The following is a 22,477-nucleotide window of genomic DNA, read 5'->3' as shown; positions in this document are numbered from 1 at the left end:
GCGGGCCGTTGTCGATACCCGGGGGGCAAGATCAGAGCGTAGCGATCTTGTCGCGCTGTTCGACCAGCAGGTTGCGGGTGGCCTGGAAGTCGGCGAGCTTGCCGCGCTCCTTCTCGACCACCGCCTCCGGTGCCTTGGCGACGAAGCTTTCGTTGGAAAGCTTCTTCTCGATGCCGCCGATCAGCTTGTCCTGCTTGTCGATCTCCCTGGCAAGCCGGGCCAGCTCCGCCTCCTTGTCGATCAGGTCGGCCATGGGCACCAGCACTTCCAGCTCGCCGACCAGTTGGGTGGCCGAGAGCGGTGCCTGGGCCGGGTCGTCGAGCCAGGTGGCGCGCTCGAGCTTGGCCAGCTTGGCGAGGAACGGCCGGTTGGCCTCGAGGCGCTCGCGATCCGTCGGGCCGCCCTTGGTCAGCAGCACCTCCAGCGGCTTGCCCGGGGCGATGTTCATCTCGGCGCGGATGTTGCGCACCGCGACGATCACGCCCTTGAGCCACTCGATATCGTGGGTCGCGGTCTCGTCGATCATCTCCGGCTCGGCCTGGGGCCAGGGCTCGCTCATGATCGACTCGCTGCCGTCACCACTCGCCTTGCCGGCCAGCGGGGCGACGCGCTGCCAGATCTCCTCGGAGATATAGGGCATCATCGGGTGGGCCAGGCGCAGGATCGCCTCGAGCACCCGCACCAGGGTGCGGCGGGTGCCGCGCTTGGCTTCCCGGCTGGCTTTGTCGTCCCAGAGCACCGGCTTGGAGAGTTCCAGGTACCAGTCGCAGTACTCGTTCCAGACGAACTCGTAGAGCGCCTGGGAGGCGTGGTCGAAGCGGAACTCCTCCATGGCCCGGGTCACCTGGGCCTCGGTCTGCTGCAGGCGCGAGACGATCCAGCGGTCGGCCAGCGACAGCTCCACGGGCTCGTCGCCGGTGCCGGTGTCCTGCCCCTCGGCGTTCATCAGCACATAGCGCGAGGCGTTCCACAGCTTGTTGCAGAAGTTGCGGTAGCCGTCCAGTCGCCCCATGTCGAACTTGATGTCGCGCCCGGTGGTGGCCTGGGACAGGAAGGTGAAGCGCAGCGCATCGGTGCCGTGGGGCTCGATGCCTTCGGGGAACTCGTCGCGGGTGGCCTTGGCGATCGCCTTGGCCTTCTGCGGCTGCATCAGGCTGCCGGTGCGCTTCTCGACCAGGTTCTCCAGGTCGATGCCGTCGATCAGGTCGATGGGGTCGAGCACATTGCCCTTGGACTTGGACATCTTCTGGCCCTGGCCGTCGCGCACCAGGCCGTGGACGTAGACCTGCTTGAAGGGCACCTCGCCGGTGAATTTCAGGGTCAGCATGATCATCCGCGCGACCCAGAAGAAGATGATGTCGAAGCCGGTGACCAGCACGCTGGAGGGGTGGAAGGTCTTGAGCTCGTCGGTCTGCTCCGGCCAGCCCAGGGTGCCGAAGGTCCACAGGCCCGAGCTGAACCAGGTGTCGAGCACGTCCTCGTCCTGGGTCAGTTCGACCTCGGCGGTGAGGCCGTACTTGTCGCGGGCCTCGGCCTCGGTGCGCGTCACGTAGACGTTGCCGTCGGCGTCGTACCAGGCGGGGATGCGGTGGCCCCACCACAGCTGGCGCGAGATGCACCAGTCCTGGAGGTCGCGCATCCAGGAGAAGTACATGTTCTCGTAGTTCTTCGGCACGAACTGGATGTCGCCATTCTCCACCGCCGCGATGGCCGGCCCCGCCAGCTCCTCGACGGCGACGAACCACTGGTCGGTGAGCAGCGGCTCGATGACGTCGCCGCTGCGGTCGCCATAGGGCAGGGTGTTGCTGACCGTCTCGACCCGCTCGAGCAGTCCCGCCGCCTCCATGTCGGCGACGATGCGCTGCCGAGCCTCGAAGCGGTCGAGGCCGGCATAGGCCTCGGGCAGGCTGGGGTCGATCTCGGGCAGCGGCCGGCCCTGGATATCGAAGGCTTCCGCCCGGGCCAGGATGCTGGCGTCCTGGGTGAAGACGTTGATCAGCGGCAGGCCCTGGCGGCGGCCGACCTCGTAGTCGTTGAAGTCGTGGGCCGGGGTGACCTTCACGCAGCCGGAACCCTTGTCCATATCGGCGTGTTCATCCGCCACGATGGGAATGCGCCGGCCCACCAGCGGCAGCTCGATGAACTTGCCGACCAGCGAGGCGTAGCGCGGATCCTCGGGGTTCACCGCCACCCCGGTATCACCCAGTATCGTCTCGGGGCGGGTGGTGGCGACGACGAGATGGTCGAGGCCGGCGTCGCTGGTCACGCCGTCGGCCAGCGGGTAGCGGAAGTGCCAGAACTGGCCCTGCTGGTCGCGGTTCTCTACCTCCAGGTCGGAGATCGCGGTGTGCAGGGTCGGGTCCCAGTTGACCAGCCGCTTGCCGCGGTAGATCAGCTCCTCTTCATAGAGGCGCACGAAGACTTCCTGCACCGCCTTGTAGAAGCCGTCGTCCATGGTGAAGCGTTCGCGGCTCCAGTCGACGCTGGCGCCCATGCGGCGTAGCTGGCGGGTGATGTGGCCGCCGGACTCCTGCTTCCACTCCCACACCTTGTCGATGAAGGCCTCGCGCCCCAGGTCATGGCGGCTCTTGCCCTCCTCGGCGGCGACCTTGCGCTCCACCAGCATTTGCGTCGCGATGCCGGCGTGGTCGGTGCCCACCTGCCACAGGGTGTTCCTGCCCTGCATGCGCCGCCAGCGGATCAGGGTGTCCATGATGGTGTCCTGGAAGGCATGGCCCATGTGCAGGCTGCCGGTCACGTTGGGCGGCGGGATCATGATCGAGTAGGGCTCGCCCACGCCGCTCGGGGCGAAGCGGTCGTCGGCCTCCCAGCGCTCGTACCAGCGGGATTCGATCTGCTCGGGTTGGTAGGTCTTGTCCATGGGCGTTCCGGGTCCAGAAATGGGCAGCGCCGGCCGGGGGCGGGCCGGGCAGCAGGAATTCATCGAAAAATGGGCCCGATTATAGCGCGATGAGGCCTTGATCGTCAGCTCGACTGACCGCGCAGAGAGTGGGCCTCCAGCGTTGGCGGTCCCTTTGGGGTCAGACCCCTCGAACGAAGCGGAAGGGTGAGGGGCGCCGGGGGCAGGTCGAAGAGGAGGTCATTCGTCAGGGGTGAGGAGCACTGCTCCGAACGGGCTGGCCATGGATGGCCAGCACCGGCCCTGCAAGCGAAGCAGGATGCGAGAGCGCAGCAGGACGGATGTAGCGCCCAGGGACGGGTTTACAGCGCCTCCTCGTAGGCCTGCTCCCGGATCAGCCCCGGTGCAGATGCTCCCTAACCGCGCAGCTGATGGGCTTTGACCGGATAGCCGCGTTGCTTGTAGGTCTGCCAGCATTCGCGCTTGGCGGTCAGCACCTCCTGGTGCTGATTGATGATCTCGGCGACCCGATCGAAGCGCGAGAACCACTCGGGGATGCCCGGGTGCAGGTTGAGCATCGCCTGCACGGCAAGCTCCGGCGCCGGCGGGCCCTCCCAGCCGATGGTTACCGGCACGCCCGACGCCATCTCGCTGCCGAGCAGGTTACTGTCCACAAGGGCGTGGGGCAGGTAGGCGTCGGGACGGAAGGTCCACAGCCGGTCGTCGAGGTCCCGGGCCATGGCCTCGTCCTCGGCGTGCAGGTGCAGCCGGTAGCCCTTGCCGGCGATGGTCTCGGCCAGCCGGCAGGCGAAGCCGAGGCGCGCCTCCAGCGTCGTGTCGGGCAGGATATAGAAGTCGACGCGGGTCAAAGAGAGATCCTTTCAGAACCAGGCAGATAAGGGCTGCCCCCGGCGCCCTCTCGTCGGAGAGGGCATGGTACAGGCGTTCTTAGAGCTCGCGGCCGTTCTCCACGCTCTTCGTCTCCTCCTCGCGGTCCAGCAGGTACTGGGTCAGCAGGCCCACCGGGCGGCCGCTGGCGCCTTTCTGCTTGCCGGAGGTCCAGGCGGTGCCGGCGATGTCGAGGTGTGCCCAGGGGAACTTGTCGGCGAAGCGCGAAAGGAAGCAGGCGGCGGTGATGGTGCCCGCCGGGCGGCCACCGATGTTGGCCAGGTCGGCGAAGTTGGAGTCGAGCTGCTCCTGGTACTCGTCCCACAGCGGCAGGTGCCAGGCACGGTCCCAGGCGGTCTCGCCGGCGTCGAGCAGGTCCAGCGCCAGGTCGTCGTCGTTGGAGAGCAGGCCGGTGGCGTGGTGGCCCAGGGCGATGATCGCGGCCCCCGTGAGGGTGGCGATGTCGACCACGCTGGCCGGTTCGAAGCGCTCGGCATAGGTCAGGGCGTCGCACAATACCAGGCGGCCCTCGGCGTCGGTGTTGAGCACCTCCACCGAGAGGCCCTTGAGGGTCTTGATGATGTCGCCGGGCTTGGTGGCACGGCCGTCGGGCATGTTCTCGGCGGCGGCGACGATGCCCACCAGGTTGAGCTTCGGCTTGATGGCCAGTATCGCCTTGATGGTACCGAACACGCTGGCCGCACCGCACATGTCGAACTTCATCTCGTCCATGGCCTCGCCGGGCTTGAGCGAGATGCCGCCGGTGTCGAAGGTGATGCCCTTGCCCACCAGCACATGGGGGGCCTCGTCGGGGCTCTCGGCGCCCTGGTAGCGCATCACGATCAGCCGCGAGGGTTGATCGCTGCCGCGCCCCACGGAGAGCAGGCTGAGGGCCCCCAGGCGCTCGAGCGCCTCCTCGTCGAGGATCTCCACGGAGAGCGCGCCGTCGGAGGCCCTGCCCAGCGCCTCGGCCTGCTCGGCCAGGTAGCGCGGGGTGCAGACGTTGCCCGGCAGGTTGCCCAGGGTGCGGGTGTAGGCGACGCCTTCGCCCACCGCCTTGCCGATGCGGGCGCCCTCGCGGGCCGAGTCGGCATCGCCGTTCTCGCTGACCAGCAGGGTGACACGCTCGAGCCTGGGGGCCGGTGCCGGCTCCGACTTGAACTCGGTGAAGCGGTAGACGGCGCGCTGGGCGGCCTCGGCCACCATGTGGGCCTTCCAGTCGCAGGCGCGGTCGGGCAGCGACACGTCGGTGAAGGCCACGGCGGCGTCATCGACCGGCAACCCGGCCAGGGCAGTGAAGGCGGCGTCCAGGGCCTTGCGGAAGGCTCCCTCCCGGCACTTGTCCCGGTTGCCCAGTCCCACCAGCAGCAGGCGTTCGGCGCTGACCCCGGGGGCGAAGGGAATCAGTTGCACATTGCCCAGCTTGGGGTCGAAATCGCCGCGCTCGATCAGCTGGCCGATCAGCCGCTCGCTGGCATCGTCGAGCTTGGCGGCGGCGGGCAGGAGGTCGCCATCCTTGAACACCGGTACCACGATACAGGCCGTCTCGGTCTTGACGGGATTGCCCGTCTGAACTGGGAATTCCATGGTGTCTCCACAAGACAAGCGTTGGGGGATTCTGGATAATGCCGGCACTCGGCCGTGTCACGCCAGTGTACCCAAGGCATGGCCCGAATGCATGGAAGGCGGCTGCATGATCATCTTTCGTTACCTGACCCGCGAGATCCTGCTCACCATGGCCGCGGTGGCCGGGGTGCTGCTGCTCGTCATCATGGGCAGCCGTTTCATCCGCTACTTCACCAATGCCGCCGAGGGGGAGATTCCGGTGAGCATCCTCGGCACCCTGATGCTGTTCCATCTGCCGGGCTTTCTCGAACTGATCCTGCCGCTGGCCTTCTTCCTCGGCATCCTGCTGGCCTATGGCCAGCTCTATCTCAACAGCGAGATCACCGTGCTGGTGGCCTGCGGCACCAGCCCCAACCGGCTGCTGCAGGTGAGCCTGGTGCCGGCCACCCTGGTGGCGGTCCTGGTCGGGCTGTGCAGCCTCTGGCTGACACCGGCGGGCGCCCTGCACAATGCGGTGATGCTCGAGGAGCAGCGCAGTCAGCTGGACTTCACGGCATTGGCCCCCGGCCGCTTCCAGGACTTCGGCGGTGGCCGTACCGCCTACACCGAGGGGTTCGACGACGGCCAGGCGCGCATGGAGAACGTCTTTATCAGTGAGCGCCAGCGACGCCGCGACGGCACCCCCGAAAGCACGGTCACCCGCGCCGCGAGCGGTTACCAGACCGTCGACCCGGATACCGGCAGTCGCTTTCTGGTGCTGGCCGACGGCGAGCGCTACAGCGTCGAACCGGGGCGCCATCAGGCCGAACGGTTGGAGTTCGATACCTATGCGGTGCGGCTCTCCCAGGCCGATGACATGCGCGAACTCGATGTGCCGGAGTACGCCAGTACGGCGGCCCTGCTCGCCGACGATTCGCTGCGCGCCAGGGCCCAGCTGCAGTGGCGGCTCGGCCTGCCGCCAATGGTCTTCATCCTCACCCTGCTGGCCATGCCGCTGTCCCGGGTCAACCCCCGCCAGGGCCGCTTCGCCAAGCTGTTGCCGGCAATCTTCCTGCACGTCGCCTACCTGAGCCTGCTGCTGGCGGCATTGGACGCCATCGGGCGTGGGGCCCTGCCGGCGGCAGTGGGCATGTGGCCGATCCACGGTGCCTTCCTGGCTCTCGGCCTGGTGATGACGGCCCATGCCCAGCGCAAGGGGATGAGTGGATGATCGCCGATCGCTTCGACCGTTACCTGGCCCGCAACGTCCTGGCCGCCATCGTCGTGGTGCAGGTGGTGCTGCTCGGCCTCGACCTGGTGATCACCTACATCAACGACCTGGACGACGTGGAGGGGGACTACGGCGCCTTCCAGGTGCTGCTCTACCTGCTGATGCGCCTGCCCTGGCGCTTCTACCAGTATGCGCCGGTGGGGGTGCTGATCGGCGCCCTGATCGGCCTGGGCAGCATGGCCTCGAGCAACGAGCTCACGGTGATGCGCGCCGCCGGCCGTTCCCTGACCCGTATCCTCTGGGGGGTGATGAAACCGATCATCCTGGTGGTGGTGGTGGTGCTGTTCATCGCCGAGTACGTCAGCCCGCGCACCGAACAGTTCGCCAGCGCCTGGCGCCTGGAGCAGATGCAGGGGGAGGGCGCGGTGCTCACCGAGCGCGGCGGTTGGCAGCGCGAGGGCGACAGCTTCTATCGCTTCGGCGCCATCCGGGCCGACGATACCGTGCTCGACCTGACCCGTTACCGCTACGAGGGCCGGGTGCTGAACGAGGCCACCACCGCCAAGCGGGCGGCCTGGCGGGATGGCGGCTGGGTGCTCGAGCGGGTCGAGGTGACCCGCTTCGGCGATGAGCGCACCGAGGTGGAACATCATGACACCCTGGACTGGGAGACCAGCCTGACCCCCGAGCAGCTCGGCCGCCTGCTACGGGACATCGACAGCCAGGCACCCAGCGAACTGTGGGCCTATGCCCGCTATCTCCAGGCCCAGGGGCAGGTGGCGACTCAGCCGCTGCTCTACTTCTGGCAGAAGATGCTGATGCCGCTGACCATGGGCTCGCTGGTGCTGGTGGCGGCCTCCTTCGTGTTCGGCCCGCTGCGCAGCGTGGCCGCCGGCACGCGGGTCTTCTACGGCGTGATCACCGGCCTGGCCTTCAAGTATCTGCAGGACCTGCTGGCGCCGGCTTCCACGGTATTCGGCTTCTCCCCGGCCTGGGCGGTGCTGGCGCCGACCCTGCTCTGTGCCGGGGTAGGGTTCTATCTGCTGCGACGAACCGGTTGAGGGCGTTCCATCTCATGCAACGACGCTTCGGTAATCTCGACGACACCTGGCCGGCCGGCCTGGGGCGGCGGCTGGGCGCGATGCTCTACGACAGCTTCCTGGTGGCGGCGATCTGGCTGCTGGTCACGACCCTGCACCTGGTCGTCGTGAGGCAGGTGCTGGGTCTGCCGGCCGAGCAGGTCGGGGCCGGCCTGGTCCAGGTGATCAGCCTGCGCCTGCTGCTGCTGGCCAGTGCCTTCGCCTTCTTCGCCTTCTTCTGGGTGCGCGGTGGCATGACGCTCGGCATGCAGGCCTGGCGGCTGCGGGTGCAGACCCTCGACGGCCGCTCCATTACCCTGGGCCAGAGCCTGGTGCGCTTCCTGGTGGGGGGGCTGTCGCTGGCCGCTTTCGGACTGGGCTATCTCTGGATCCTCTTCGATGCCGAGCGGCGCAGTTGGAGCGATATCGCCTCCGGCACCCGGGTGGTGGTGCTGCCCAAGCCGCAGCGAGGTCGTTGAGGCAACCTCGTTCTCATCCTTAGGTCGAATGAGAAGAAATTTCTTCTTCCTATGCTTGCGATAGGCTATGCGAATCATTTACATTCACTCCTGTAATCCGAGGCGAGGTGATGTCGATGTACGTGTGTCTTTGCAAGGGCGTGAGTGACCACAGGATCCGCCAGGCTGTCGAGGAGGGGGCGCGCAGCTGGCGCGATGTGCAGCGCGAGACCGGCTGTGGCACCCAGTGTGGCAAGTGCGCCTGCATGGGCAAGACCATCACCCGCGAAGCCGTGGTGGGCGAACTGGCGAGCTCTTCGGCCGACCTGGCCTACGCGGTCTGACTGCCTGCCGGCTTCCCCGGTCTCGCCCCGCCCCGCGAAAACTCAATCGCTATCATTCTTGTTGACACTCTCCCAACTCTTTGTCGTCGTTGGACTTTCTTGGTAGCGTGGCCAATACTGCAGATGGCCACGCAAGGTTGGCGTGCCCGGACGATAGGGCCGTGCCTGGCGTTGCCACCGCCCCTGACACCCGACTGCGACGATGAGGGAGAGACACCGATGAAAGGCGACAAGAAGGTCATCGAGCATCTGAACAAGACGCTCGGTAATGAACTGGTGGCCATCAATCAGTACTTCCTGCATGCCAAGATGTACAAGGACTGGGGCCTCAGGGCGCTGGCCAAGTGGGAGTACGACGAATCCATCGAGGAGATGAAGCACGCCGACAAGCTGATCGAGCGCATCCTCTTCCTCGAGGGCGTCCCCAATCTCCAGGACCTGGGCAAGCTGCAGATCGGCGAGAACACCCGCGAGATGCTGGAGTGCGACCTGAAGCTCGAGCACGAGGGTCGCAAGGACTATATCGAGGCGATCAAGCACTGCGAGAAGGTCCAGGACTACGTCAGCCGGGACCTGTTCCGCGAGATCCTCGCGGATGAAGAGGAGCATATCGATTACATCGAGACCGAACTCGGCCTGATCGACAAGGTCGGCCTCGAGAACTACCTGCAGACGCAGATGCAGGAAGCTGGCGGCGAGTGATCGTCGCTTCCCGGCAAGGACGTGGATGCCGCCCGCCCCTCCAACCTGGTCGTCGAGGACGACCAACGGCGAGGCGAGGGTGACACCGGCCCCCCGCGACACCGGTTGCCGACCAGGCCCTGGCGCTCAGTCGACAGGGCCCGGCAGTTCGGTGCCGGGGGCATGACGCCGCTTGGCGGCCATGGCGGCCTGCGCTAGGGAAAGGCAGCCTCTCTTCGCTCGTGACGAGAATCCGCACTTTCCCGGACGTGGATCAAAAGGCCTTCTCGAGCTCGAAGCGCGGTACCGGCTCGCCCTGCACTTCCACCAGCTCGGTGAATATCTCCAGTGGCCTGACCCAGAGACCGTAGTCGCCGTAGAGGGCGCGGTAGACCACCAGCGGCTCCTCGGTCTCGCTGTGGTGGGCCACGCCGAGCACCTCGTAGCGGTTGCCCTTGTAGTGGCAGTAGATGCCGGGAACGGGAAGCGGATGTGACATAGGGGCTCCGGAAGTCAGGGGGTGGCCGGGTCGCGGGTCGTCGCAGCCTGCCTGGCTAGCCGGGTCAGCACCCGGGCGGCGGCCGTGAAGCCGAAGCTGCCGGTGACGAAGGTGGCGGCACCGAAGCCCGAGGCGCAGTCGAGCCGGGTCGCCTCGCCGCTGCCGGGTTTCTGGAAGCAGACCTCGCCGTCGCTGCCCGGATAGACCAGTTGCTCGTCAGAGTAGACGCATTCCACCGAGAAGCGCCGCTTGGGATTGCGCGAGAAGCCGAAGTCGCGGCGCAGCCGCGCGCGCACCTTGGCCAGAAGCGGGTCGTGCTCGGTGCGGGCCAGGTCCGCCACCCGGATACGCGTCGGGTCGGTCTGGCCGCCGGCGGCGCCGGTCACCGTGATCGGCAGCTTGCGTCGCCGGCACCAGGCGATCAGTGCCGCCTTCGCTACCACGCTGTCGATGGCGTCCACCACATGGTCGGCGTCCTCGGGAATCCGCTCGGCCAGGTTGGTCGGGGTGACGAAGGCGGTGTCGGCTACCACCTCGATGCCCGGCTGGATGGCTCGGCAGCGTTCGGCCAGCACCTCCACCTTGGGGCGACCGATGGCGCCGTCGAGGGCATGCAGCTGGCGATTGACGTTGGAGACGCAGACGTCGTCGAGGTCGATCAGCGTCAGCCGGCCGATACCGGAGCGGGCCAGTGCCTCCACCGTCCAGCTGCCCACGCCGCCCACGCCCACCACCACCACATGGGCGCCGCGAAAGCGCGCGAAGGCGCGGGCGCCGTAGAGTCGGCGGATGCCGCCGAAGCGCAGGGCATGATCATCCGTGGCGACGTCGCGGGGATCGATGGCGGTGGAGGCGAAGGGCAGGTCGGTCATGGCGGTTCGTATCGGTCGCGGTGGTGAATGAGGTCAGCTCGCGGGTTCGAGGTCGGCGCGGGGCCGGGTCAGGCGCACCTTGTCCGGCGGCAGGTGGCCGGCCCAGCCGAAGCGCTGGAAGAGGGCCGCCATGCTGGCCTCCGGGGCGGCGCTCAGTTCCAGGCGATGATCCTCCACCGGGTGGTCGAAGGCCAGGCTCACCGCGGCGAGCAGCAGGCGTGGGCAGTCGAGGCGCTCGGCGAAGAAGCGGTTATGGTTGCCCTTGCCGTGCTTGGCGTCGCCGATGATCGGGTAGCCGCGGCGTGCCAGGTGGCGGCGGATCTGGTGGCGCCGCCCGGTCAACGGCCGCGCCTCCATCAGCGAGTAGCGGCTCCGCGGGTAGCGATCGACCTGCACCGGCAGCTCCACGCTGTCCAGGCGCCTCACCTCGGTCACCGCCTCCAGCGCCGGCATCTCGGCCTTGGGGCGGCGGCCGTCCTCCTCGCGCAGCGGGTATTCCAGCCGCTCGCGCTCGGGGCCGATGCCGCGCACCACCGCCAGGTAGCGTTTCGCCACCCGGCGTGCGGCGAAGGCGTCGGCCAGCGGCGTGGCGGCATCCGGCGACAGCGCGAAGACCATGAGGCCCGAGGTGGGGCGGTCCAGCCGGTGCACCGGATAGACCCGCCGGCCGAGCTGGTCGCGCAGGCGCTGCAGCAGGAACTGGTGCTCGCCCCGCGCCAGGGCGGTGCGGTGCACCAGCAGGCCCGCCGGCTTGTGCACGGCGACCAGGTGGTCATCCTGATGAAGTATCGTCAGCGGAGGCGACATCATGGTTCCGGCCGGTGGAGCGAGGCCGGCCATTGTCGCCGTACGGGGCGGCGCTGTCACCCATGATCATGTGGTGAGGCGGGCGCTGTCGCGCTCGATCAGCGGTTCGAGGGTCAGGATGGCCTGGCGCCGTTCGGCCTTGCACTCGTGCAGCCGGGCGAGCCAGCGGTCCACCGCCTGGCGTGAGGCGTCCGGCAGGTCCTGGCTCGGCGCGGAGGCGGTGAAGGCGTCGAGCCAGTCGAGCCGGGTGCAGAGGTCCTGGAAGTCGCCGAGCCGTTCCTGGCGTGGCTTGAGGTTCTCGAGCAGCCGGCGATGGCGCTCCGGCGACAACTCGGCCAGGTAGCGGATGCGCTTCACCCGCTTGCGCAGCTTGTGGAGCGCCGCATCCGGCGAGGCGTCGGTCAGCGAGACCAACTGGGCATCGTGTCGGGCCAGGCGCTCCCGCAGCACCCGGTCGATCTGCCGCTCCTGCAGGCCCGACAGCGCCTTGGCGAAGCCCTTGGAGGCGATGGTGTCACGCCACTCCAGCATGTCCCGGGCGTAGGCCCGGCGCTGCAGCTGATGGCAGAGCTCCCGGCGGGCCTCCCGGATGCGTTCGTGGAGCCAGGCGATCAGGGGCGTGAGCGCGGCGCCGGCCTCCGGCGGCGGCTGGCGGGTCAGGGGTTCCAGGAACACCTCCAGGTCGCGCAGCTCGCTGGTGGCCCGGGTGCGTCGCTTGAGCCCCTTGAGGGCCCGGCCGAGTCTTGGGATCTCGATGATGGCCAGCAGCGTCTCGGCCAGCGCCCGGCTGCGGCGCAGGTTGACTCGGTACTGGTGCAGGAACTCGGGGTCGTGTCCGGCGGCCACCCCTGGTTCCAGGGCCCGGATCATGCGGTACTGGTGCTCCAGCTGGTTGATGATGCGATGCCGGGTACCCAGGTCGTCGAGCCGCGGCGGCTCCGGCGCCTTGCGCTGGAAGAGGGTGTGGCTCGCCACTCGGGGGGAGAGGAAGTGGGCGACCTCGCCCGTGTGGCGGCCAAGCTCACGCCAGGTGGCGATGGGCAGGGCGATGTGCAGAAGGCTGCCGGTGGGCAGGCGCTTCGACGCCTGAGGGCTCAGCCGCTGGGCCAGCGCCAGGAGGGCCGGGTTGTGGCCGATCAGCGCCAGGTGATCGGTGTCGAGGTCGGCGGCCTTGAGCCATAGGCGCAGGGGCTTCTCCTCGAAGGTGTAGAGTGCCTCGTGATACTGCGCCCGGCTGGCCAGGCCCAGCTCGGGCAGCTCGGCATCCAGGCCCAGCAGCGTCTGGCGGGCGCGGGTGGCGGTGCTGACGTGGATTTCGCCGGCGAAGGCGCCCAGGCGGTGCAGTGGCTCCGCCATGGCGGCCACCTGGCGCTGGCCGCGGCCGCTCAGCGGGCGTTCGTGGTCATCATTGGCGGTCTCGGCCCGCTTTGCCCGTGCATGTCGGATCAGGAAGAGATGCTTCATGGGGGCACCTTGCGGTCATGGCTCACGCATCCCGAGGGCGATGGCACCGGGACTGTCCCTGTCCTCTGACAGTCTATATCGACGCTAGCGCGACAAGATGACGGTGTCGTGACATGGCGCTCGACTCCCATGACAGTCTCTGGCGAGCGATAGTGACGTTATCGTGAACCGGGGGTATCGCCCTGTGGGCGCCCGGGCCCGGCAGGGTGGCAGCGACGCGCTATGCTGAGACCGAGGCGCTCCGTTCCTCCCTTGATTCAAGGAGAACGTCCATGTTGGAACTCATCTCCCATCCGGCGGACCATGTCGTGGCGTTGAAGGCAGGAGGCATCGTGACGGCGCGGGAGCTACAGTGCGCTATTGATGCCATCGAGGCCGCCAAGAAGGCTCATCCCAGGGTCAGCATGGTGGCCGAAATCGACGACCTGCGCTGGATGACGCTGACCGCACTGATGAAAGATATCGGTTATGGTCTGGCCCAGCTCGGAGACCTCAAGCACTACTACCGTGCCGCAGTGATCACCGACAAGGAGTGGATCAAGCATATCGCCCATCTTGAAGAATGGCTGTTCAAGGCCCTGGAGATACGCACCTTTCCCAGACGCGATCGTGACGCCGCCATGGCCTGGGTCGGTGAATTACCCAAGGGCGCCAACGAGGATCCCGAAGAGGATGGCTATCACGGGGCGTGATCCTGGGAGGGTGTCGTGGATGAAGACCTGACCGAGATGACGCGCGAGGAGCTGCTGAACGAGGTCAAGAAGCTTCGCCAGGCGATTCGCGAGCATCGGGACTGCAGTGGGCACGATCTCTGCTGGCATCATCCGGCGCTGTGGGGCCTCCTGCCCGAGAAGACGGATCCACTGCCGGTCGTCCCCGAATGGCCGGAGTTCCTGCGGGGCTGCATCGAGTATCGTCAGTCCCTGGACGAGCAGGTGCCCCAGGCTCCACGCTCGGATGAGCCCTATGAGGAGTGATCGACATCGCGGGAGGTTACCATGCTCGGCGCCATTGCGGGCGATATCATCGGCTCGGTGCATGAAGGGCGGGGGACCAAGCACCGGGGCTTTCCCTTGTTCACGCCGCACAGCACCTTCACCGACGACACCGTGCTCTGCGTGGCGGTGGCGGAGGTGCTGCTGGAGGGAGGTGACTTCATCGATGCCTACCACGACTACTTCCACCGCTACTCGGGCGCCGGTTTCGGCGGCGGCTTCATGCGCTGGGCGGCGAGCCGCGACCGGCGGCCGTACCACAGCTGGGGCAACGGCTCGGCCATGCGGGTCCCTCCGGTGGGCTTCGCGGCACAGTCCCTGGACGAGGCCCTGACGCTGGCGCGGCGCAGTGCCGAGGTCACCCACAATCACCCCGAGGGCATCCGCGGCGCCCAGGCCGTGGCGGCGGTGATCTTCCTGGCGCGCCAGGGAGCCGACAAGACGAGCCTGCGCGCCGAGGTGGAGGCGCGCTTCGGCTACGACCTTTCCCGAAGCCTGGACGAGATCCGTCCCGGCTACCGCTTCGACGTTTCCTGCCAGGGCTCGGTGCCGCCGGCGATCATCGCCTTCCTGGAGGCCGACGGCGTCGAAGCGGCCATCCGTAATGCGGTCTCCCTGGGCGGCGATGCCGATACCCAGGCGTGCATGGCGGGGGCCATGGCCGAGGCCTTCCATGGCGGCCTGCCCGAGCCGCTGCGCCGCGAGACTCTGGCGAGGTTGACGCCCGAGCTGTGCGCTGTGGTGGAGGCCTTTCAGGTCCGCTTTTCGTTACCTTGAGGCCGGCGTGCGGTGGCCGGTCATGGCGTCTCGATCAGCAACCTCTGCAGCTCGGCATGCCGTTCGGGCCTGGCCACCAGCAGGCTCTCCCAATTGGCGGGCTCGGGGTCGCCGGCGAGATCGGTGACCGTGCAGCCCGCCTCCCGGGCGATGACGATGCCGGCGGCGATGTCCCACAGCTCGAGTCGGGCGCCCTGGGACCAGAAGGCGTCGAAGCGGCCGAGACCGGCATAGGCGATTTCGAGAGCCGCCGAGCCGGGGGTGCGGATACCGGCCACCTCCGGCATCAGGGCGGTGAGCTGGCGCAGGCTGGTCGCGCAGTCGCCCTTCTCGTGGTAGGGCAGGGAAGTGCTCACCAGCATCTCGGTCAGCGGCTTCGCCGGCGGTGTCGGAAGGCGGCGCTCGTCGAGGAAGGCGCCCTGGCCGCGGATGGCCCAGAGCATCTCGTCGAGCAGCGGCTGGTAGACCACCCCGTGGGTCAGGGTCGTGCCCTCGCGCACGGCGATGGAGACCGAGAAGTGGGGCACCCGGTGCAGGAAGTTGTTGGTGCCGTCGAGCGGGTCGATGATCACCGTGACGTTGCCGGCCTGCGCCGGCGTGGTGCCGGTCTCCTCACCAAGGAAGCCCACCTCGGGGTGGGCCCGGTGCACGATGTCGATGATGGTGCGCTCGGCCGCCTGGTCGTAGTGGGTCACGAAGTCCGAGGCGCCCTTGCACTCGAAGTCGATGGCGTCGGTCGTGCCGTAACCCTCGCACAGGATCTCGCCGGCCGCCCGGGCGGCACGCTGCAGGGTAGTGATCAGGGTCGGGGATGTCGGGTCGGTCATGCCGGGTCTCCTGATGGGGTTCACGATGAGTACCATCTTGATGGCGGACCATTGCAGGGAGTTGACGCCCGGATCGGGTCGGCTGTCAGGACGCGGGCTGCTCGGCCAGGCGACACACCTCCACATGGGAGAGCCAGGTGAGATCGCGGGCGCTGGCCTCCAGCTCGGTCACCACGGCCTGGCTCTCCAGGGGCGCCTGCTCGTCCAGGCAGGCCACCACCGTCACCGCGCCATCCAGGTAGTGCAGTTCCAGGTTACGCACCCAGGGCCAGGCGGCCAGGGACGACCAGCGCGCGGTGAGGGCCGCTTCCACCTCGGGGCGCAGCGGCAGGCCGGGGAAGCGACTGGGATCCCCTTCCCCGGCATCGTCCTCCGGATCGATGTGGAAGGTCAGGTCGGTGAGGGCGGGGTAGGCGCGGCGCAGCCGGCGGCTCACCTCATTGCCGATCTCGTGGCCCTCCGAGACGCTGATGCGCGGCGACACCACCACGTGCAGGTCGAGCATGGCGCGCCCCGCCGACTGGCGGGTGCGCAGGTCGTGGACCCCCATCACGCCCGGGACGTTCAGCGCCACCTGGTGCATCCTGGCCTGTTCCTCCATGGGCAGGGCGGTGTCGACCAGTTCGCGGCCGGACTCCCAGAGCAGGTCCCAGCCGACCTTGCCCACCAGCAGGCCGACGATCACCGCGGCGACCGCATCCAGCCAGCCGACGCCGAGCTGGGCCGCGACCAGCGCCACCAGCACCACGGCGGTGGAGAGCACGTCGGAGCGGGAGTGCCAGGCGTTGGCCTCCAGCAGGCGCGACTTCACCCGCTTGGCGACCCGCATGGTGACATGAAAGAGCGCTTCCTTGGCGAGCAGGGCGACCAGGGCCAGCAGCATGGCCCAGTAGCCCGGCGGGGGGCTCTCTGCGCTGGTGATCAGCCGCTCCAGGCTCGACCAGGCGATGCCGCCGGCGACGAAGATCAGCACGCTGCCGAGGAAGAGCGTGGCCAGGGTCTCGATGCGGCCGTGGCCGTAGTGGTGGTCCTCGTCCGGTCCCTGGCGGCCGTAGTGGGTGGCGGCCAGCACCAGGACGTCGGTGACCAGGTCGGAGAAGGAGTGAATGCCGTCGGCGACCAGGGCCGCCGACCCCACCAGGGCGCCGACGATGACCTTGGCCAGGCCCAGCAAGCCATCCAGCCAGGCGGCCAGATAGGTAACGCCTTTGGCTTCCCGGTGGTCGTTGGTAGGTGACGTCGCCATGGCGACCCCCGTCGAATCGGCCTCGGTTCGGCAAAGCCGGGATTCTACCGCAATCAGGCCTTCGGCATCAGGGGGGGCGGTGCGTCGCCGGCACACGAGTGGCGGCGATGGGCCCGCTCGAGATGGCGGTAGCGCGTGACCGGTGTGTTGCGGGACTACAGCCCGCTCCACCATCGTCGGCTCGCGAAAGTCGCCGGAATCCGCGATGCTGGGTGCTGGATGCTGCCCGGAGTCCGCCATGAAGCTTTCGCCCGCCTATCGCCTCGCCGCCACGATCCTGTACGGCTTCGACGAGTACCGCTCGCGCTTCAAGGAGATCACCGCGGATGCCAGCCGGCGCTTCCGCGATGCCGCCTGGCGCGAGGCCCAGCAGGCCTCGGCGGATCGCATCAACCTCTATGACGAGAAGGTCGAGGAGACGCTGGTGCGCCTGCAACGGACCTTCGAGGAGGAGGTGCTGACCCACTTTGACTGCTGGCGCGAGGCGCGTGGCCACTACGCCGGGCTGATCAGCCAGCGGCTCGACTACGAGCTGGCCGAGACCTACTTCAATTCGCTGTTCTGCTCGATCTTTCACCACCGGCACATCCGCAACGACTGGATGTTCGTCTACCGCTCCCGCGAGGCCGCAGCCCACCACTCCGGTCTCACCCTGACGCGCCGCCGCGGCGTGGAGGGGGACTGGGCCAGGGCGCTGCGTTGGGCGCTGGCCGAGGCGCCGCTCGAGATCCCCTTCGAGAATCTCGAGCGCGATGTCCGCTTGGGGGCGGACTTCCTCTCCAGCCACCTACCGGCGGCGATCCTCGACGCCGTCGACGCCGAGGTCGAGCTGCTCAAGAGCGTCTTCTACCGCAACAAGGGGGCCTACCTGGTGGGGCGCATCCGCGGCGGAGGAGAGCAGGTGCCGCTGGTACTGCCCATCCTGCACGGCGAGCGGCAGGCGGCCAGCGAGGGCCTGCACCTGGATACGGTGATCATCGAGCCCGAGGAGGTGTCGATCATCTTCTCCTTTACCCGCGCCTACTTCCAGGTCGAGGTGCAGGTACCCTGCGAATTCGTCGACTTCCTGCAGGAGCTGATGCCTGACAAGCCCGAGGGCGAACTCTACTCGGCCATCGGCTTCTACAAGCACGGCAAGACCGAGTTCTTCCGTGGCCTGAACCGCCAGGTGGCCAAACGCGAGGACCGGTTCATCATCGCCCCCGGGGTGCGCGGCATGGTCATGGCGGTGTTCGTGCTGCCGTCCTATCGCACGGTGTTCAAGATCATCAAGGATCGCTTCGATCCCTCCAAGGATATGAGCCGCGACAACGTGCGCGACAAGTACCATCTGGTCAAGCGCCACGACCGGGTGGGGCGCATGGCCGACACCCAGGAGTTCTCCAACTTCATCGTCCGGGCCGACCATTTCGCTCCCGAGTGCCTGGAACACCTGCTGGACGTCGCGCCCTCGACCGTCTATCTCAAGGACGACAAGGTGATCATCAAGCACTGCTATACCGAGCGCATGATGACGCCGCTCAACCTCTATCTGGAGCAGTGCGACGAGGCCGAGACCTTCGCGGTGCTCAAGGACTACGGCAACGCCATCAAGCAGATGGCGGCGGCCAATATCTTTCCCGGCGACATGCTGCTTAAGAACTTCGGGGTCACCCGCCATGGCCGGGTGATCTTCTACGACTACGACGAGATCTGCTATCTCACCGAGTGCAACTTTCGCCACATCCCCGAGCCGATGTATCCGGAGCAGGAGCTCTCCAGCGAGCCCTGGTACTCGGTGGGACCCAATGATATTTTCCCCGAGGAGTTCGGCCCCTTCCTGTTCGCCGATATCCGGTTGCGCAAGCTCTTCTATGAGCTGCATCCGGAACTGTTCGACGCCGACTACTGGACGGGGTTGCAGCGGGCCATCCTCGACGGGCGGGTGATCGACGTCTACCCCTATCGCAACAAGCAGCGCTTCGTGCGCGATGATGGCAATGGCCTGGTCTACTGACGTCAACCACGAGCCGCATGACGGGCAAGCCCATGGGCGAGCAGAACCGGCCCCATCTGGTGCGTCACTGGACACCGGAGGGACGGCTGAGGATGCCGGAGACGCTGTTGGGCTGAGGCGTCGGCAGCGGAGCCTGCATGCTAGAATGCCGGTCCACTCTCCATGACGATGCGCCATGCAGGACGACTCTTTCCGCGTTGACACCGACCGGCACCCCGCTGTCGGGCCGGCCTCCGATCCCGGAGCCGGGCACGCCATCGATCCCGCGAGCGGTCATCCCCGCCCGCCACGACGCGAGTTCAAGGCGCGGGGCAGCTTCGTCCGGCGTTGCCCGGGCTGCCACCTGCCTGAGCTCAACTGTCTCTGCCCCTACCGGGTCACCGCCGCGAGCGTGGCCCGGGTGTGGCTGCTGACCCACGCCATGGAACACCACAAGCCCACCAATACCGGGCGCCTGATCCGTGACGTGCTGCCCGATACCGAGGTATTCACCTGGTACCGGACGGTGCCGGACGAGCGGCTGCTGGCGCTGCTCGACGACCCGCGCTATTCACCCTTCGTGATCTTTCCCGACGATCAGCCGGACTATGCGGACCGGGTGGTGGGAGTGGACGCCGTGGCCGGTGCCAAGCGGGAGGGGCGGATCCCGGTCTTTATCCTGCTCGATGGCACCTGGCGCCAGGCCCGGCGGATCTTCCGCAAGAGCCCCTATCTCGATGGCCTGCCGGTGCTGCCCCTGGCCACCGAGCGCCTGACCCGCTATCGGCTGCGCAAGCCGGCATCGACATCGCACCTCTGTACCGCCGAGGTCGCCGCCGAGCTGCTGCGCCAGAGCGGTGATGTCACCGCCGCCGATATCCTCGACGACTATTTCGACGCCTTCAACGACAGCTACGCCGCCAGCCGGCGCTTCGAGAAGCTCGAGGCGCCGACGGCGGCGATGAAGCGGTTAGTGGAGCGCCAGCGCTGATCAGGCACCGCTGCCGAACAGGGCGCCGGCGATGCGGAAGCCGGCGATCCAGGTGCCGGCGGCCGAGCCGATGGTGGCGGTCAGGAAGACCAGCAGGGTGCGCGAGACCCGGTTGCGCCACCAGCCCTTCAGCTCGGTGACGTCGTGGCGCAGGGTCGAGAAGTCCCGCACCTTGGGCTTGCGCATCCAGAGCTCCACCCCGGCGGCGACGAAGCCGGCGCCGATGGTGGGGTTGAGCGAGGTGAGGGGAGCCGCGACCACGGTGGCCGCCACCGTCACCGGGTGGGCCAGGGCCGCCAGGGTCGCCAGGCCCGAGAGCACACCATTGATCAGGAACCACTCGCCGACCAGTTGCCAGCCCAGGTCGGTGTTGCGCGAGAACCCGATGGCGAAACCGGTCAACACCAGGGCGGTGATCAGCCAGGGCAGGGCCCGCCACAGCTTCGTCGGCGGGGGCGTGACCTCCAGCCGCTCGCGCTCGGGGGTAGGGGCCTCGGGCAGCGGGGCTTCCAGCTGCTCGGCCATGCCCTTCATGTGGCCGGCCCCGATCACCACCAGCACGTTGCGGTAGCGCCCCGGCGGGGCGTCCTCCGCCAGGCGCAGCACCATGTAGCGGTCGCGCTCGGTGATCAGCGGGAGGTAGAGGGTCTCGGACTCGGCGGCGAACTCGCTGAAGGTGGACTCCAGGACGTCACCCTCCTTGAGCCGCTCGATCTCCTCGGCCGAGACCTCCTGGCGCGACATCACGCTGCCGAGCAACCCCGAGAACAGCGAGAAGCGCTGCCACCAGGGGACGTTGTGGTAGATGCGCTTGAGGGTGACGCCGACGTCGCGGTCGATCAGCAGCAGCGGCAGCCCCGCGCGACGGGTTTCCTCCAGGGCGGCGCGCATCTCGGCGCCCGGTTCGATCCCCGACTGCTCGGCGACCCGCTGCTGGAAGGCGCCCAGCGCCAGGCTGGCGGCCACCATGCCGGCCTTGCCCTGGCGGAAGATCTCGAACAGGTCCTGGCCGGCCAGGGCATCCGGGTTGTCGAGGCCCTGGTGGCGCGAGCCGCACAGCTCGATGGCCACGACGTCGAATTCGCCGGAGCGGATCAGTTCGCGTACGTCCGCGGCGCTCTCGGCGGAGACATGGGCGGTGCCCAGCAAGGTGTAGCGGGTCTCGCCCACCTCGACGACCCGGCGCGGGCCGCTGATGGCGTCATCCCGGCGGGGGGCGATCAAGGAGTCCTGGGAGTCGGTCATGGACGCTCGGTGTGACGGAGTGAGAAGCTGATTATCCATGAAGGAACCTGCCAAGCCAAACCCCCGGGACACCTGGGGTCATTTTCTCCAGAAGGCCGGGGTGAACAGCACCAGCACGGTGAAGATCTCCAGGCGGCCGAGCAGCATGGCCATGACCAGGATCCACTTGGCGAGCACCGGCAGGTCGCCGTAGTGGCTCGAGGCCTCGCCTAGGGCGGGGCCCAGGTTATTCAGCGCCGAGGCCACCGTGGACCAGGCGGTGACCTGGTCGACGCCGGTGGCCATCACCCCCACCAGCATCAGGAAGAACAGCATCACGTAGACCGAGAAGAAGCCCCACACCGCCTGGGCGATGCCGTCGGGGACGCTCACCCTACCCACCTTCACCGCGATCACCGCACTGGGGTGGATCAGCCGCATCACCTCGCGCATGCCCTGCTTGAGGATCAGGATGATGCGGATCACCTTCATGCCGCCGCCGGTGGAACCCGAGCAGCCACCGACGAAGGCGGCAACGAACAGCAGGAAGGGCAGGGCACCGGGCCAGGCGGAGAAGTCGGCGACCCCGAAGCCGGCGGTGGTCGCCACCGAGACCACCTGGAACAGGCCATGGCGCAGGCCGCGCTGTGTGTCGTAGGTGGCGGTCAGCCACAGCGTGATCACGGTGATCACGGTCAACCCGGCCAGGAACAGCAGCAGGAAGCGTGCCTCCGGGTCCTGCAGGTAGTGCTTGAGCTGTCGTCCGCGCCAGGCCATGAAGTGCAGGCTGAAACTCATCGCCGAGACGATCATGAAGCCCACGCAGATCAGCTCGACGGTGGCGCTGTCGAAGTGGCCGATGCTGGCGTCGTAGGTCGAGAAGCCGCCGATGGCGACGGTGGAGAAGCTGTGCCCCAGGGCGTCGAACCAGTCCATGCCGGCGGCCAGGTAGGCGAGGAAGCAGGTGAGGGTCAGGGCAGCATAGATGTACCACAGTGCCTTGGCGGTCTCGGTGATGCGGGGGGTGAGCTTGGAGTCCTTCAGAGGACCGGGGATCTCGGTGCGGTAGAGCGCCATGCCGCCGACGCCGAGGGTCGGCAGGATCGCCACCGCCAGTACCACGATCCCCATGCCGCCCAGCCACTGCAGCTGCTGGCGATAGTAGAGTATCGACTCCGGCAGGAAGTCGATGCCGGTGATGACCGTGGCGCCGGTGGTGGTGAGCCCCGAGAAGGACTCGAACACCGCGTCGGTGACCGACAGCGCCGAAGCGTCGGCCAGCATCAGGGGCAGCGAGCCGAACAGCCCCAGCACGCTCCAGAACAGCGCGGCGATCAGGAAGCCGTCGCGGGTGCGCAGTTCCTTGCGGGCCCGGCGGTTGGGCAGGTACATCACCGCCCCGGTGAGCACCGTGATGGCGATGGCGGCGGCGAAGGCTTCCCAGAGGCCGTCCTGGAACAGCAGCGAGATCAGGACCGGCGGCATCATGGTCAGGCTGAACAGCATCAGCAGCAAGCCGAGGATGCGCAGGATCATGCGCAGGCTCATCGGGCGACTCTCCTTGGGTCGCAGGGAGTGATCAGGGTTGCCATCAGAAGAAGGTCAGGCCGACCTGGAACAGCCGCTCCACGTCGCGCAGGCGGCGCTTGTCGATCACGAACAGGATCACGTGGTCGCCGGACTCCACCACCACGTCGTCGTGGGCGATCAGCAC

General features: G+C 67.7%; 21 protein-coding genes. 10 read left to right on the top strand and 11 right to left on the bottom strand.

The window, feature by feature from the left end:
- Nucleotides 1–31: 31 nt before the first annotated feature.
- From MKP05_RS17080 to MKP05_RS17070, 3 genes are all read right to left on the bottom strand, one after another.
- Nucleotides 32–2,881 (bottom strand): valine--tRNA ligase, encoded by a 2,850-nt coding sequence (locus MKP05_RS17080; protein WP_240569404.1) that lies wholly within the window; start codon nucleotides 2,879–2,881, stop codon nucleotides 32–34.
- 395 nt (nucleotides 2,882–3,276) lie between these two features.
- On the bottom strand, nucleotides 3,277–3,729 hold the full coding sequence (locus tag MKP05_RS17075) for a DNA polymerase III subunit chi (RefSeq protein WP_240569403.1): 453 nt from the start codon (nucleotides 3,727–3,729) through the stop codon (nucleotides 3,277–3,279).
- 79 nt (nucleotides 3,730–3,808) lie between these two features.
- On the bottom strand, nucleotides 3,809–5,335 hold the full coding sequence (locus MKP05_RS17070) for a leucyl aminopeptidase (protein WP_240569402.1): 1,527 nt from the start codon (nucleotides 5,333–5,335) through the stop codon (nucleotides 3,809–3,811).
- A gap of 106 nt (nucleotides 5,336–5,441) precedes the next feature.
- Between MKP05_RS17070 and lptF the strand changes: the two genes are divergently transcribed.
- From lptF to bfr, 5 genes are all read left to right on the top strand, one after another.
- Nucleotides 5,442–6,524, top strand: a complete 1,083-nt coding sequence (gene lptF, locus MKP05_RS17065; protein ID WP_240569401.1) for an LPS export ABC transporter permease LptF — start codon at nucleotides 5,442–5,444, stop codon at nucleotides 6,522–6,524.
- Nucleotides 6,521–7,585: an LPS export ABC transporter permease LptG gene (lptG, locus tag MKP05_RS17060; protein ID WP_240569400.1), complete on the top strand. Its 1,065-nt coding sequence runs from the start codon at nucleotides 6,521–6,523 to the stop codon at nucleotides 7,583–7,585. Before lptF ends, lptG begins: the two co-directional genes overlap by 4 nt.
- Nucleotides 7,586–7,599: 14 nt before the next feature.
- Nucleotides 7,600–8,082, top strand: a complete 483-nt coding sequence (locus MKP05_RS17055; RefSeq protein ID WP_110282700.1) for an RDD family protein — start codon at nucleotides 7,600–7,602, stop codon at nucleotides 8,080–8,082.
- Between the two features lie 116 nt (nucleotides 8,083–8,198).
- Nucleotides 8,199–8,405, top strand: a complete 207-nt coding sequence (locus tag MKP05_RS17050) for a (2Fe-2S)-binding protein (protein ID WP_110282699.1) — start codon at nucleotides 8,199–8,201, stop codon at nucleotides 8,403–8,405.
- Between the two features lie 219 nt (nucleotides 8,406–8,624).
- Nucleotides 8,625–9,107 (top strand): bacterioferritin, encoded by a 483-nt coding sequence (bfr, locus tag MKP05_RS17045; RefSeq protein WP_110282698.1) that lies wholly within the window; start codon nucleotides 8,625–8,627, stop codon nucleotides 9,105–9,107.
- Between the two features lie 253 nt (nucleotides 9,108–9,360).
- On the opposite strand, the gene MKP05_RS17040 is transcribed toward bfr, so the two are convergent.
- The 4 genes from MKP05_RS17040 to MKP05_RS17025 form a co-directional block, all read right to left on the bottom strand.
- The gene (locus MKP05_RS17040; RefSeq protein ID WP_110282697.1) at nucleotides 9,361–9,585 is read right to left on the bottom strand and encodes a DUF1653 domain-containing protein; all 225 of its coding nucleotides are present in this window, start codon (nucleotides 9,583–9,585) and stop codon (nucleotides 9,361–9,363) included.
- Between the two features lie 14 nt (nucleotides 9,586–9,599).
- On the bottom strand, nucleotides 9,600–10,457 hold the full coding sequence (tcdA, locus tag MKP05_RS17035) for a tRNA cyclic N6-threonylcarbamoyladenosine(37) synthase TcdA (RefSeq protein WP_240569399.1): 858 nt from the start codon (nucleotides 10,455–10,457) through the stop codon (nucleotides 9,600–9,602).
- Between the two features lie 33 nt (nucleotides 10,458–10,490).
- Nucleotides 10,491–11,264: a pseudouridine synthase gene (locus tag MKP05_RS17030; protein WP_240569398.1), complete on the bottom strand. Its 774-nt coding sequence runs from the start codon at nucleotides 11,262–11,264 to the stop codon at nucleotides 10,491–10,493.
- 66 nt (nucleotides 11,265–11,330) lie between these two features.
- The gene (locus MKP05_RS17025; RefSeq protein ID WP_240569397.1) at nucleotides 11,331–12,728 is read right to left on the bottom strand and encodes a CHAD domain-containing protein; all 1,398 of its coding nucleotides are present in this window, start codon (nucleotides 12,726–12,728) and stop codon (nucleotides 11,331–11,333) included.
- Between the two features lie 272 nt (nucleotides 12,729–13,000).
- Here MKP05_RS17025 and MKP05_RS17020 point away from each other — a divergent pair, with 272 nt between their 5' ends.
- From MKP05_RS17020 to MKP05_RS17010, 3 genes are read left to right on the top strand one after another with little or no spacing between them, the layout of a single operon-like run.
- A complete protein-coding gene (locus MKP05_RS17020; RefSeq protein WP_240569396.1) occupies nucleotides 13,001–13,420 on the top strand; it encodes a SpoIIAA family protein in 420 nt (139 codons plus the stop codon).
- A gap of 15 nt (nucleotides 13,421–13,435) precedes the next feature.
- Nucleotides 13,436–13,705 (top strand): hypothetical protein, encoded by a 270-nt coding sequence (locus MKP05_RS17015; protein ID WP_240569395.1) that lies wholly within the window; start codon nucleotides 13,436–13,438, stop codon nucleotides 13,703–13,705.
- Nucleotides 13,706–13,726: 21 nt separating this feature from the next.
- A complete protein-coding gene (locus MKP05_RS17010; protein WP_240569394.1) occupies nucleotides 13,727–14,500 on the top strand; it encodes an ADP-ribosylglycohydrolase family protein in 774 nt (257 codons plus the stop codon).
- Nucleotides 14,501–14,520: 20 nt separating this feature from the next.
- On the opposite strand, the gene MKP05_RS17005 is transcribed toward MKP05_RS17010, so the two are convergent.
- Together MKP05_RS17005 and MKP05_RS17000 are read right to left on the bottom strand one after the other, a co-directional pair.
- Nucleotides 14,521–15,327 carry an inositol monophosphatase family protein gene (locus MKP05_RS17005; protein ID WP_240569393.1) on the bottom strand — a complete coding sequence of 269 codons (807 nt, stop codon included), beginning with the start codon at nucleotides 15,325–15,327 and terminating at the stop codon, nucleotides 14,521–14,523.
- Nucleotides 15,328–15,412: 85 nt separating this feature from the next.
- On the bottom strand, nucleotides 15,413–16,573 hold the full coding sequence (locus MKP05_RS17000; RefSeq protein WP_240569392.1) for a cation diffusion facilitator family transporter: 1,161 nt from the start codon (nucleotides 16,571–16,573) through the stop codon (nucleotides 15,413–15,415).
- Nucleotides 16,574–16,811: 238 nt separating this feature from the next.
- On the opposite strand from MKP05_RS17000, the gene aceK reads away from it, so the two are divergent.
- Nucleotides 16,812–18,569, top strand: coding sequence for a bifunctional isocitrate dehydrogenase kinase/phosphatase (aceK, locus tag MKP05_RS16995; RefSeq protein WP_240569391.1), 1,758 nt, complete (start codon nucleotides 16,812–16,814; stop codon nucleotides 18,567–18,569).
- A gap of 175 nt (nucleotides 18,570–18,744) precedes the next feature.
- Nucleotides 18,745–19,539 carry a tRNA-uridine aminocarboxypropyltransferase gene (locus MKP05_RS16990; RefSeq protein WP_240569390.1) on the top strand — a complete coding sequence of 265 codons (795 nt, stop codon included), beginning with the start codon at nucleotides 18,745–18,747 and terminating at the stop codon, nucleotides 19,537–19,539.
- Here MKP05_RS16990 and MKP05_RS16985 read toward each other — a convergent pair whose 3' ends face one another.
- Together MKP05_RS16985 and MKP05_RS16980 are read right to left on the bottom strand one after the other, a co-directional pair.
- Nucleotides 19,540–20,784, bottom strand: a complete 1,245-nt coding sequence (locus MKP05_RS16985; protein WP_240569389.1) for a TraB/GumN family protein — start codon at nucleotides 20,782–20,784, stop codon at nucleotides 19,540–19,542. It lies immediately after the preceding gene.
- Nucleotides 20,785–20,862: 78 nt separating this feature from the next.
- On the bottom strand, nucleotides 20,863–22,311 hold the full coding sequence (locus MKP05_RS16980; RefSeq protein ID WP_240569388.1) for a TrkH family potassium uptake protein: 1,449 nt from the start codon (nucleotides 22,309–22,311) through the stop codon (nucleotides 20,863–20,865).
- Nucleotides 22,312–22,477 lie beyond the last annotated feature (166 nt).

The organism is Halomonas flagellata, from assembly GCF_022487945.1.
Classification (GTDB): Bacteria; Pseudomonadota; Gammaproteobacteria; order Pseudomonadales; family Halomonadaceae; genus Halomonas; species Halomonas flagellata.
This window is presented reverse-complemented; position numbering and strand designations above follow the sequence as displayed.